We start from the raw sequence: 12,451 nt of genomic DNA, 5'->3' as shown, positions 1-12,451 counted from the left end.
TTGTGCACACTTAATTGCTTCGCTTATATGTCGTACTTAGCACAACCATACTGCGGTTACTTGCCCCATAGCCCCTTGCGGTAACACGATAAAAAACTAAAGGCGCGATAGGTTTATCAGAGTCTAATATTTCATTTTCGCTTGCTACGCTGACTAGCTCTTCAATAAAGTATTCCGGCGGTTGTGCGGCGTAGGGAATCACATCTGCAGCCAGAACTTGCCAACCTGCTGAAGAATGCTTCGACCAATCTGGCTCAACGCAGGCGGTCGCAGTATCTGTAGGATCCGCACACAGGCGATACAAACCATTACTGCCATCAAATGGACCCACATTTATTTGTGACAAAGCAGCTTCTGCAACCCGCAATCCCGCCTCAGCCGCCTGAAACGCCAATTTGGTGTCTTTAGCATTACCCGCCATCCGCTCTTGCAAGGTCGAGGACTGCATAGACGCTGCAGCGATAATCGTTAGTATTAGCATAAACACAAGACTGACAATCAATACCGCGCCGCGTTGTCTAGCAGCACTATTTCTTTCCACGCCACACATCATGGCAATTTATTCCTAATAGCAAATACATTGGTAAATATTTGTCGAAAGCGGCCGTCCGTATTAGCGACAACATTCCCATTTAAATCAACAATTGCCTGTGCATTAGCGCCACCCGTCTTGCCAACAACATTCTCCTCGTTTGCCACCAGCTGCAAGGCGATCCGAACACTCAACACATCTTCCCAAGCCGTCACCGCAGCCCCGGTTTGGTAGGCATCCACGGCTCGATCAGCGTTAGTATCTACACCGTAGCTTATCTGCATATCCTCAACACCCTCGACCAACTCTACAGCGGCAGCGATCACACCACCGCTGCCAGCGATAAGACGTCGCATGTAGAGGGCGTTTATCGGCTGCCCTCCAGCCGTATCTCTTCCGGTATCGCGAACAAAGTAATCAACACTTTCAAAGGCAAACACTTCGGCGTCGGTTTGGTAGAGCTTACTTAGGTTGTTGCTTGAGTTAAGTCCCTGGCCCTGAGAGTGGGCTAAAGTCGCTGCAGCATTGCCGTTACTGCCTAGGTTATTCACAATCCGAAATACATCTGCGTTAAGGCAGTCACTAACCATGACGTAATCCCCGGTTTCAAGACCAAGGCTATTGTTTTCAATTTGTAAATTCGCATTGTTAGTCGCCATATTACCGGTGACATTAACACTACTTTCAGACGCTTTTTTAATATGCAAGACGTCACTACCGGGCACGGCTGATAAAACATTGCCAGCGGCGACGTTATCCTCCCCTACCAGCGCCGTTGCCATCCCAAAATCAACAGCGCTTGCCGGTAGAGCAATGACGTTAACACTAATATTGCCAATGGAACTGCAGCCCATATAGCCTGCCATTCGAATTTCTTCCCCCAGAAAGCGCATTGCGAAACGCGCATTTTCTTGAACTTGCGCTAATGAATCTTGAACTTTAGAGCTGGTACTTGTGGCGAGAAAAACTTGAATAACCGCTGTACTTAAAAATAAGCCCAGGGTGATGGAAATCATTAGTTCTACAAGACCAAACCCCCGCTGTGAGAACTTCATATATACCCCTTTCACAGCCTAGTCTGAAACACAAAGGTTTGAATATCGCCGGCGCTTACTTCGCGGGTCTTCGACAGTCGGCTCTCGTCCCACTGGATGGAAATAGTAAAATTGGCGTCATCTCGCTCAATGGAGGCATCACCAGCTGGAAGCCGTAGGGCAATTTCCTGCAGCCAGTCCTGCACGTCAATTTGGTAAATAGCCGTACCTGTTGGCACGTCATTACTCATAGCCAAATCATAACGTCCGGCCAAGGCATCTGCCCGATTTGCGCGCATACGGTCTGAGATATCATTAGCAAGAAAAACGGCAGTAGAGCGAGTATTTGAGGTTTGATTAAACTTTACTGCATTGAGCTGCATCGCCGCAGCGCCGAGCACACCGGTCGCCGTTATTAGTACGGCGACAAGGACCTCGATTAAGGTTACACCCCGCTGTCGATTTCTATTCACGAGCAACTCCTTTCGCTCACACTCACCTGACCAGTAAGGCTGATGCTAATATTTCGATCACGGGAGCAATATTCTGGCGATGTGCGATATGAAATCACTATCGCGGTGGCATCATTAAGAAAACCATCGCGGCTAAAAGCGATAGTATTTACGGCGGTACCACCGCGATCACCTGTAATCGCTGCGGTGCCGCTGACCGCGGCACTTTTTTGAATGGCTTCGCCATCGTCATAACTGCCATTGCCATCGGTATCCACCCAGCTCAACCAGCCGTTAGCCCAGTTGCCATCTACTGCGCTCAAACTCACGGGGGCAGCCCGCAACACGGCCTCTGAACGCGCAGCCACAAGGGATTTTATAAGCTTTTGAACCACCGCGCGATCACGAGACTCATCGATAAACTGGCTGAAGCTAGGCACAGCAACAACGGCTAATACTGAGGCGATCGAGACCGTCACTATCAACTCGATTAGGGTAAAGCCCTTATTTCCGCTGTTAAGCTGCATTAGGCGCATCCGTGTAAACTTGACATATTGTCGTATCGTTCTAGATTAGACTAGCTTAGTGCTAATTTAAACCTGATCAGCATGGAAGCTGATACATAAACAGGCAAATAATCCCAAGTTAAATCCAATGTGGAAAGGAGTCCATTGTGGAAAACCGAGGGTTTTCGTTGTTTGAGCTTATTGGTGTGCTTACCATTACCTCAATACTGATACTTAGTGCGGTACCCGCTTTCTACGCTCTGATTCAAGAACATCGCTTGCGCGCAGCCGGGCAGCAGCTTTTCGGCCTACTCACTAGCGCCAGAGCAACAGCAGTAATGCGACGCAAGCAAATCACTGTGTGGAATGAAGATGGCGACTGGTCTAGCGACGTCGCTCTATTTGAAGATAACAATAGCAACGGCGAAAGGGAACCAAGCGAAATTGTCTTAGCTCGCAATCCAGCTCAGAAGGATGTCACTATTAGCGGAAACCGCTGGGTGGCGGATTATGTCAAATTCGCCCCTGACGGCAGCGCGACAACGGCAAGCGGCGCATTTCAAGTTGGCACCATTACAGTCTGTAGGCCAGACCACAGCGACGCATACCAACTTATTATCAGTATTGGCGGGCGGGTAAGAATGATTAAATCAGAAATAGCGGCGTGCTGAAGGGCTTAAGAAACCTCAATCAAACGCAACTCTTTTGGCAGCGAGAAGGTAATATTTTCAGGACGACCATCCAGCTCTACAGGAGCGGATGCGCCAAGTTCGCAAAGCCGATCAATGACCGCCTTGACCAGGACTTCTGGTGCAGAGGCGCCGGCAGTGATGCCGATTTTGGGCTGACCCTCAAGCCATTCAGGACGGATATCTTCTTCACTATCAAGTAAATAAGCACGGCAGCCAATACGTTCGGCCAGCTCTCTCAGACGGTTGGAATTAGAGCTATTGGGTGAACCTACCACCAGCACCACATCCACCTGCTGTGCCAAGGTTTTTACGGCATCTTGGCGGTTTTGGGTGGCGTAACAAATATCGTCTTTACGCGGACCCTCAATGTTAGGGAATTTACTACGCAAAGCCTTAATGACCGCCGCCGTGTCATCCATAGACAAGGTGGTCTGGGTTACATAGGACAAATGGTCCGGGTCTTTTACTTGCAGTGCCAAGGCTTGCTCAACGTCTTCAACAAGGTAGATCCCGCCACCTAGGGATTCGTCATACTGCCCCATTGTGCCCTCAACTTCAGGGTGGCCCTTATGGCCGATCAATACACACTCATGACCCGCGCCACTGAAACTAACTACTTCCATATGCACTTTTGTCACCAGCGGGCAGGTGGCATCAAAGACTTTCAAACCGCGGCGATTGGCCTCGTTGCGAACCGCCTGCGACACGCCATGGGCGCTAAAAATAACTATTTTATCGTCTGGCACTTCGTCTAGCTCATCAACGAACATGGCTCCGCGTTGACGCAGATTCTCAACAACAAATTTATTGTGTACAACCTCGTGGCGCACATAAATAGGCGCGCCAAACACGTCTAAGGCACGGTTAACAATCTCGATGGCACGATCCACTCCAGCGCAAAATCCACGAGGATTTGCCATTTTAATTTGCATTTTATCGCCCGAGCTAGTCATTACGTCACCGTGTTCAGATTACTGTCTTTCGCCAATGAATATTACTTGGCATCAGCCTGCGCGCTGACACTTAAAATTTCAACACGGAAGCTCAGATTTCGACCAGCCAACGGATGGTTGAAATCTACCATCACATCTTCGTCGCCCACCTCACTTACCACACCCGGCACTTCGGCCCGGGCAGCATCGGCAAAGGAGATCACCAAACCTTCTTCCAAGACCATATCGGCACTAAACTGGCTGCGCGGAAAACGCTGAATATTGGCCGGATTGCGCTGACCAAAGCCGTCTTCTGGGGCTAGGGTAAAAGTCTCTTTCGCGCCAGCTGTTAAGCCTAGTAATTTGGCCTCTACACTGGGGAGCAGGCTGCCATCACCAAATACAAAAGTGGCAGGCTTACCACCAAAGGTCGAGTCCACCTCATCGCCATCAATGATACTAAGAGAGAAGTGCAAACTAATTTCGGTAGCCGGTGCTACGCTAACATTTGTCATGATCAACACATTTCCAGACAGCTATTTAGGCTGATTTTCCGATTCAGGGTTTACCACCATATCGAGTAACAATAGGCCCGCGCCCACGCTAATACCCGCATCGGCAATATTAAATGTTGGGAAATAGCTATCCCCCCAATGCACCGATATAAAATCGATAACATGCCCAAGGAACAGGCGATCCCACAAATTACCGAGCGCACCACCTAAGACCAACGCTAAGGCAAGGGACAACAACCATTGGTCGCGCCGCAAGCGCATTAGCCATACACAAATATACGCGCTCACCGCCAAAGCGATCACCGAAAAGAACCAGCGCTGCCAGCCGCCGGCGTCGCTCAAAAAACTAAACGCGGCTCCAGGATTGTAATGCAAGGTAATATTCAGCACCGGCAAAATCTCTACCGGGCTGGCGTAGTCCAGCATGGTGTTGGCGAAATATTTAGTGATTTGATCAAGTACGATCACCGTGGCTGCCACCAGTAGCCAAAAAAACCGGCTACGGCGCTGGGCAGCCATTTCGCTATCTACTCCAGCATCATGCATACAAACGTACTTCCCCGTCGCCGTCGACGTTATCTATGCAGCGAAAACACAGTTCAGGGTGATCTAGAGCCTGACCAACATCTTCGCGATGGTGCCAGCAGCGTGCGCACTTAGTCCCTTCGCTAGCCGCTACGCGAACCTGTAAGCCCTCGACATCAGTCTCTACCGCTTCGTTAACCGCTGATAAAGGCGCTAAACGAGCAGCTGAGGTAATCAATACAAATCGCAGCTCATCACCCAGGGCATGCAAGCTTGTCATTAGTGACTCATCGCAGAATAAAGTGACTTCTGCCGCAAGACTACCGCCTACAAAGCCTTCCTTCTTCGCGCCTTCCAGTACTTTATTTACAGCGGATTTAACATCTTGTACGGTATTCCAAAAATCATTATCCATGTCGCTATCAAGGGTCATTTTACTCAAACCAGTATACCACTCAGCGGCAAATACTGTGCCCGAATGCTCACCCGGCAAATGCTCCCACAACTCGTCTGCGGTAAAACTTAAGATGGGGGCAATCCAGCGCGTAAGGGCTTCGGCAATATGATACATCGCAGTCTGCGCAGAACGCCGCGGCAGGCTATTGGCTTTCGTGGTGTACTGGCGGTCTTTAATAATATCTAGATAAAAGCCACCCAGCTCCAATACGCAGAAGTTGTGCAGTTTTTGATAGACCAAGTGGAATTGATAGGCTTCATACGCCGCCACAATCTCTTCTTGCAATACCGCCGCACGATGCATAACCCAGCGATCCAGTGCCAGCATCTCTGATGGCTCTACAGCGTGCTCGGTGGGCTCAAAGCCGGCCATATTAGAAAGCAGGAAGCGTGCAGTATTGCGAATACGACGATATGAATCTGCGGTGCGCTTAAAGATTTCGTCCGATACCGTCATTTCATTGCGGTAATCGGTTGCCGCTACCCAAAGCCGCAAAATATCGGCTCCTAGGGTGTTCATAATTTTTTGCGGCGCAACCACATTTCCCACTGACTTGGACATTTTACGACCTTGCGCATCGACCGTGAAACCGTGGGTAAGCACCTCTTTATAGGGTGCTACTCCGGTAGTCGCCACCGACGTCAACATGGACGACTGAAACCAGCCGCGATGTTGATCCGAGCCTTCCAGATAAAGATCGGCGGGGAATTGCAAATTATCTCGCTGCGACAATACCGCGAAATGAGTCACCCCAGAGTCAAACCACACATCCAGTGTATCGCTCACTTTACTGTATTGCGCCGCCTCGTCACCGAGCAGCTCTGCCGCGTCTAAGTCGAACCACGCTTGTATACCGCCGACCTCAACCAGTTTGGCCACTTGCTCGATCAGCTCCGCCGTACGCGGATGCAATTCAGCCGTTTCATTGTGGGCAAATAGCGCAATGGGCGCGCCCCAGGTCCGCTGGCGAGAAATACACCAATCAGGTCGTTCCTGCATCATCGACTCGATGCGCGCACGCCCCCAACTCGGCGTCCAGGCTACGGTGTCGACAGCAGCCATCGCCATCTCGAGTAAGCCATTTTGCTTCATGCTGACAAACCACTGCGGGGTAGCACGGAAGATAATCGGGCTCTTATGACGCCAGCAGTGCGGATAGCTATGTTCAAAATGTACACAGTGCAGTAACCGACCACGCTCAGTTAAGGTCGCGATCACATTGTCGTTAGCCTTAAAGACATGCTGACGCTCAAATAACTCGGTGCCCTCTAAGAAGGTGCCGTTGGCCGCAACCGGGTTGTAAACCTCTAGACCGTATTGCTTGCCCACCACAAAGTCATCTTGACCGTGCGCTGGCGCAGTGTGTACCGCGCCAGTACCTGCGTCAGTAGTGACATGATCGCCGAGAATGACTGGGACCTGCCTGCTATAAAAGGGATGCTGCAACTGCAGATTTTCCAGTGCCGCGCCTTTGCAGCGCCCCACAACGGTAAAATCTTCGACACCGTAACGCGCCAAGGTCGATTCATGCAGGGCATCAGCTAATAGCAACACCATTTTGTCGCCGCTTTCGCCGGTAAAGCTCACCCAAAGATAATCTAGCTCCGCGTGCAAACACACCGCCATATTCGCGGGTAGGGTCCACGGCGTGGTAGTCCAGATCGCCAGATTCAATTCACCATCAATATCGGCAGCCAAACCGCTTTTTGCGATGGCTGCATCGCGATCAACAATCGCAAATGCCACGTCGATTGCCGGTGAGGTTTTATCTTTATATTCAACCTCAGCTTCTGCTAACGCCGAACCGCAATCCATGCACCAATGCACCGGCTTAAAGCCTTTGTGCATATGACCGTTTTCAACAATTTTACCTAGGGCGCGGATGATATTGGCTTCAAAATTGAAGTCCATGGTCAGATAGGGTCTATCCCAATCGCCAAATACGCCCAAGCGTTTGAAGTCCTCGCGCTGGCCATTCACTTGCTTATAGGCGTATTCGCGACATTTTTCACGAAAAGTAGCCGCGTCAACTTTATGGCCGGCTTTGCCCACTTTCTTCTCTACATTCAGCTCTATTGGCAGGCCGTGGCAATCCCAGCCCGGCACGTAGGGCGCGTCAAAACCACTTAAGGTTTTAGACTTAACGATCATATCTTTAAGAATTTTGTTTACCGCATGACCGATATGAATATCGCCGTTGGCATACGGTGGGCCATCGTGGAGAATAAATTTCTCACGGCCAGCGCGAGCTTCGCGAATTTGCTCGTACACTCCCTCTTCCTGCCAGCGTTTAAGCATACCGGGTTCGCGTTGCGACAAATTCGCCTTCATAGCGAAACTAGTCTCGGGTAAATTCAGGGTGTGCTTGTATTCACTCATATAGGTGTTCTGTATTTTCCAAAGGTCGATACGATGAGACCCTGTGCACGCTTGTGTCTTGCCCGTGCAAAGGCCCCACTATGAATTAAAAGCTTGGGCTAAAGATTAAAATAGCTTCGCGCCTGTTCTACATCTCGGGTGATTTGCGCTTTGAGTGCATCAAGCCCGTCGAATTTGTGCTCATTCCGCAGTTTCTTACGGAATACGACTTTAATATTGCGGCCGTAAATATTCTCTTCAAAGTTCAACAGATGAACTTCTAAAATCGCCTTTGACAAGTCACCCACCGTCGGCCGCACACCGACATTGGCGACACCCGGGCGCATAACGCTATCCGCGCCGTAGACTTCTACCGCAAAGACCCCCGACAAAGGCGAGCGCAGCCGGTGTAGCTCCATATTTGCCGTTGGTGTGCCAATGGTGCGACCTAACTGCTGACCGACAATAACGCGGCCAGAGATACTGTAGGGCCGCCCGAGTAAACGCTCGGCCAATTCAAAATCAGCGTCTGCCAAGACCTCACGGATACGGGTACTACTAACTCGTTCACCGGTCACTTCTAAGGTCGAGGTGTCCACAACGTCAAAGCCGTCTTTTTTACCAACCTTGCGCAACAAATCAAAATCACCACTGCGGTTACGTCCAAAACGCAAATCGTCGCCAACCACAATGTATTTAACACCCAAGCCGACCACAAATAACTTGTGAATAAACTCATGGGCGGTCATATCGCGAAAATCAGGTGTGAAACTGATCCTCATTACCCTATCAATCCCCAAGTCCCGCAGAGCAATAAACTTCTCGCGAAAACTCATTAAGCGCGCCGGGGCTTCATCGGGCGAGAAAAACTCTCTGGGCAAGGGTTCAAAAATAATCACCGTTGACGGTAAACCCATTTCTCGACCCTTGGCAATTAACTGGCGCAATACCGCCTGATGTCCCAAGTGAACACCGTCAAAAGCCCCTATCGTGGCTACACAGCCACGATGACGAGGACGAAAATGTTGAAATCCGCGGATTAACTCCATGGCTACCGTCTTATTGCTCAGCAAAGCGAGAGATTATAGCCCAGCGTAGGCCCGACTAAAACGCCAGTGTTCGTGACTCTTGCCGCTGCGAGCTAATATTGCTATGCCCGCAGGCTAAAAACCATGATTTGCAGTCTTAATGCGCGACCGGTCCTTTAAGGTCTCTGAGTCGTAAACCGCAACCAAACATCACTAAGGCGTATGCTCCACCACCCGCGACGCACAAGACCAATAGGTGCAAGGTGCGCTCCCATACACTCCAAGCCTCCCAGCCAGTGAACCACTGCAGGCCATAATATAAGCAGGCACTCATTGCCACCACGGCGCCCAGCAGCTGCAAACAATAGCGACCCCAGCCAAGTAAGGGGGTGAAACTCGCATTGCGACGTAAACCGCGATACAGCAAACCCGCATTGAGCCAAGCCGAAGCCGCTGTTGCCAATGCTAGGCCAGCATGGCCTACCTGCCAGTAGTGATGCAATGGAATCACGAAGGCGATATTCATCACCATATTCGCGACCATCGCGATAATACCAATACGCACCGGGGTTTTGGTGTCTTGGCGGGCATAGAAGCCCGGGGCTAGCACCTTAATTAACATAAATGGAATCAAGCCAAGGGTGTAGGCGCGCAGACTCAAAGCCGCCATCGACACGTCGCGCATTTGCAGCTCGCCGTACTGAAACAGAGTAATGAGAATGGGCTCGGCAAGCAGCATTAAGGCCACGGCAGCGGGCACTGCCATAAGCAATACACCGCGCAGACCCCAATCTAGTGTAGATGAAAACGCGACCTCATTGCCGCCAGCGCGCTGGCGAGACAAATTGGGTAACACCACGGTGGCGATAGCAATGGCAAACACCCCCAGCGGCAACTCTACTAAGCGGTCGGAATAGTAGAGCCACGAAATACTGCCGGTGGGTAGAAACGACGCCAATATAGTATCTAACAGTAAATTAATCTGACTTATTGAAACCCCGAATAAGGCGGGAATCATCAAGGTGACAATTTTCTGCACACCCTCGTTGTGCCAATCCCATCGCGGCCGCGGCAGCATTTGAATCCGCTGCAAAAACGGCAACTGAAATACTAGCTGCACCATGCCGGCCATCAACACACCCCAAGCCAAGGCCATTGCTGGCTCAGCAAAATACGAGGAAAAATACAGCGCCGACACAATTAAACAGACATTCAGTAATACCGGCGTGAATGCCGGCACCGCATAGCGACCAAAGGTATTTAAAATACCGCCGGCAAAACCAGTCATCGAAATAAGAAATAAATACGGAAAGGTAATCCGGATCATATCCGAGGTGAGCTGAAACTTGGCGGGATCATCACGAAAGCCGGGGGCAAACAGAGTGGCAACCAGCGGCGAGGCAATGACCGCCAAAGAGGTGACCAGCAATAACACCCCACCCAATGCACCGGCAGTGCGGTCAATCAGTAACTTAACAGACTCTATGCTGCCCTTTTCCTTGTACTCAGATAGCACCGGCACAAAGGCTTGAGAGAAGGCACCCTCAGCGAATAGACGCCGCAGAAAATTAGGGATTTTAAACGCGACAAAAAAACAGTCTGCGTTGCTGCTGGCGCCCAAAAAAATCGCAATAACAACGTCGCGAACCAGCCCCAAAACCCGCGACATCAGCGTCATCACACTGACTAACAAACTAGAACGCAATAAGCCCCTTTGCTTTACTGGTTTGGGCGCAGCCACGTCACTCACGCCTGCCACCGCCGACGCAAGTCTTCTCTATGCTCGCGCAGCCACTGCATAGCAATCAGGCTGTGAGCATTATTTATTTTTCCGGCCTCAAGCATGGTCATGGCATCAGCAAAAGAAAAAACTTGGGCATGAATATCTTCGCCCTCGGTGGCAAGTCCGAAATAACCGCCCGCTGCACTCAGATCTACTGAGCCACAAAACAAATAGAAATATTCATCGCTGCCGCCGGGTGAAGAATAATACTCAGCGATCGCCTCCATTTCGCCAATCTCGATATTGGCCTCTTCTTTTGCTTCCCGACGCGCCACTTCAGCAGGGCTTTCATCGGTATCAATAATGCCGGCGACTAACTCCAGTAACCAGGGGCGCTGGGCGCGGCTAAGTGCACCAATACGAAATTGCTCAACCAAAAGAATGCAGTCATTTACTGGGTCATAGGGCAGCAAACCCACTGCAGGGCCGCGCATAAATAGCTCGCGACTTAGCCATTTCCCCCAGCCACCGGCAAATAGACGGTGGCGCAAACGCAATTTGCGCACCTGAAAAAAACCGCGCCATGCTGCGCGGTCTTCTTCAACTTCTACATCTTTGGATTCAAAATCTGTCATTAAGAATAGCCGCTGTGCGAGGATAGAAACAAACTTAAAACCGTCTTTCGGTATACCAATTGACATCACGGGCGGCTTTGTCGACCTGATCGACAACGTCCAAGGTCAGCGCGAACAGCGCCATACGCACCAGCACACCATTATCGGCCTGACGGAATATAGCCAAATTGGGGTTGTCGTTTAGGTCGTTATCTAATTCATTTGCCTCGGTCCGAGAGTCGCGGGGCAGTGGATGCATAATGACCGTGTTTGGCTCGCAATAGCGAGTATAAATAGATTGATTCAGGCGGTAGCGACCACGATATAAATCTGCCTCGGCGGGACTGGTAAAGCGCTCTTCTTGAATCCGGGTTGAATACGCAATATCGACCTTTGAGATACTGCCTTCCATCACATCAGATTCTTGCACCGTGCTACCAGCCTCGCGTAGCTGCTCAATAATCGCTTCCGGCATCTTTAGTTCATCGGGAGAGATTAGCATCACGGTGACATTTTTATACAGGCAAAGTAATTTGCACAGTGAATGCACAGTACGGCCATGCTTCAGATCGCCAATCATGGCAATACGTAGACCATCAAGATCACTTCGGCCCTGATGCTGTAATTCTTTACGGATGGTATACAGGTCCAACAAGGCTTGGCTAGGGTGCTCATTTGCGCCATCACCACCATTCATCACCGGTACTCTGCTCGCCGCAGCAAACTCGGCCACCGAACCCGCCACCGGGTGGCGCATAACAATAACGTCGCTATAGCCGCTTAAGACCCGCGCGGTATCATAAAGTGACTCACCTTTGGAAATTGCAGACGTTTCAAACCCGGTGGTTTCACGCACTTCCCCGCCAAGCAGATTAAAGGCGCAACCAAAACTCACCCGCGTTCGCGTTGAGGGTTCAAAAAACATATTGCCGAGAATGGCACCGTCGAGCACTTTGGTGACGCGCTGCCGATGCGCGTAGGGCACCATGCGATCGGCAACCTCAAAGACGCGTTCAATGTCATCGCGATCAAACTGACTGATAGAGAGAATATGACTGCCGGAAAATTTCACTGCTGCCTCTC

At 50.6% G+C, this 12,451-nt stretch carries 13 protein-coding genes; 1 reads left to right on the top strand and 12 read right to left on the bottom strand.

Annotation, left to right across the window (positions count from 1 at the left end; translation table 11 throughout):
* Positions 1–10: 10 nt before the first annotated feature.
* The 4 genes from AB4875_RS17095 to AB4875_RS17080 are packed head-to-tail and all read right to left on the bottom strand — an operon-like array spanning position 11 to position 2,545.
* Positions 11–541, bottom strand: a complete 531-nt coding sequence (locus tag AB4875_RS17095) for a pilus assembly PilX family protein (RefSeq protein ID WP_368377326.1) — start codon at positions 539–541, stop codon at positions 11–13.
* Between the two features lie 8 nt (positions 542–549).
* On the bottom strand, positions 550–1,587 hold the full coding sequence (locus tag AB4875_RS17090; protein WP_368377325.1) for a PilW family protein: 1,038 nt from the start codon (positions 1,585–1,587) through the stop codon (positions 550–552).
* 11 nt (positions 1,588–1,598) lie between these two features.
* Positions 1,599–2,039, bottom strand: coding sequence for a type IV pilus modification protein PilV (pilV, locus tag AB4875_RS17085; RefSeq protein WP_368377324.1), 441 nt, complete (start codon positions 2,037–2,039; stop codon positions 1,599–1,601).
* The gene (locus AB4875_RS17080; protein WP_368377323.1) at positions 2,036–2,545 is read right to left on the bottom strand and encodes a GspH/FimT family pseudopilin; all 510 of its coding nucleotides are present in this window, start codon (positions 2,543–2,545) and stop codon (positions 2,036–2,038) included. The genes pilV and AB4875_RS17080 overlap by 4 nt, the downstream gene beginning before the upstream one ends.
* A gap of 146 nt (positions 2,546–2,691) precedes the next feature.
* Between AB4875_RS17080 and AB4875_RS17075 the strand changes: the two genes are divergently transcribed.
* Positions 2,692–3,195, top strand: a complete 504-nt coding sequence (locus tag AB4875_RS17075) for a GspH/FimT family pseudopilin (protein ID WP_368377322.1) — start codon at positions 2,692–2,694, stop codon at positions 3,193–3,195.
* A gap of 5 nt (positions 3,196–3,200) precedes the next feature.
* On the opposite strand, the gene ispH is transcribed toward AB4875_RS17075, so the two are convergent.
* The 8 genes from ispH to AB4875_RS17035 all read right to left on the bottom strand — a co-directional run bounded on the left by ispH (position 3,201) and on the right by AB4875_RS17035 (position 12,440).
* Positions 3,201–4,148, bottom strand: a complete 948-nt coding sequence (ispH, locus tag AB4875_RS17070) for a 4-hydroxy-3-methylbut-2-enyl diphosphate reductase (RefSeq protein WP_368377366.1) — start codon at positions 4,146–4,148, stop codon at positions 3,201–3,203.
* 62 nt (positions 4,149–4,210) lie between these two features.
* Positions 4,211–4,663, bottom strand: coding sequence for an FKBP-type peptidyl-prolyl cis-trans isomerase (gene fkpB, locus AB4875_RS17065; RefSeq protein ID WP_368377321.1), 453 nt, complete (start codon positions 4,661–4,663; stop codon positions 4,211–4,213).
* Positions 4,664–4,684: 21 nt separating this feature from the next.
* A complete protein-coding gene (gene lspA / locus AB4875_RS17060; protein WP_368377320.1) occupies positions 4,685–5,209 on the bottom strand; it encodes a signal peptidase II in 525 nt (174 codons plus the stop codon).
* Positions 5,202–8,024 (bottom strand): isoleucine--tRNA ligase, encoded by a 2,823-nt coding sequence (ileS, locus tag AB4875_RS17055; protein WP_368377319.1) that lies wholly within the window; start codon positions 8,022–8,024, stop codon positions 5,202–5,204. The genes lspA and ileS overlap by 8 nt, the downstream gene beginning before the upstream one ends.
* Before the next feature lie 98 nt (positions 8,025–8,122).
* Positions 8,123–9,052, bottom strand: a complete 930-nt coding sequence (gene ribF, locus AB4875_RS17050; RefSeq protein ID WP_368377318.1) for a bifunctional riboflavin kinase/FAD synthetase — start codon at positions 9,050–9,052, stop codon at positions 8,123–8,125.
* Positions 9,053–9,188: 136 nt separating this feature from the next.
* A complete protein-coding gene (murJ, locus tag AB4875_RS17045; RefSeq protein WP_438273538.1) occupies positions 9,189–10,772 on the bottom strand; it encodes a murein biosynthesis integral membrane protein MurJ in 1,584 nt (527 codons plus the stop codon).
* 5 nt (positions 10,773–10,777) lie between these two features.
* Positions 10,778–11,389 carry an NUDIX domain-containing protein gene (locus AB4875_RS17040; RefSeq protein ID WP_368377316.1) on the bottom strand — a complete coding sequence of 204 codons (612 nt, stop codon included), beginning with the start codon at positions 11,387–11,389 and terminating at the stop codon, positions 10,778–10,780.
* 34 nt (positions 11,390–11,423) lie between these two features.
* Positions 11,424–12,440, bottom strand: coding sequence for an aspartate carbamoyltransferase (locus AB4875_RS17035; protein WP_368377315.1), 1,017 nt, complete (start codon positions 12,438–12,440; stop codon positions 11,424–11,426).
* Between the last annotated feature and the right edge of the window lie 11 nt (positions 12,441–12,451).

Origin of the sequence: Zhongshania sp. R06B22, assembly GCF_040892595.1 — a bacterium.
Lineage (GTDB): Bacteria > Pseudomonadota > Gammaproteobacteria > Pseudomonadales > Spongiibacteraceae > Spongiibacter > Spongiibacter arctica.
Note: the sequence above shows the minus strand (reverse complement) of the source record. Positions and strands in the feature narration are given on the sequence as shown.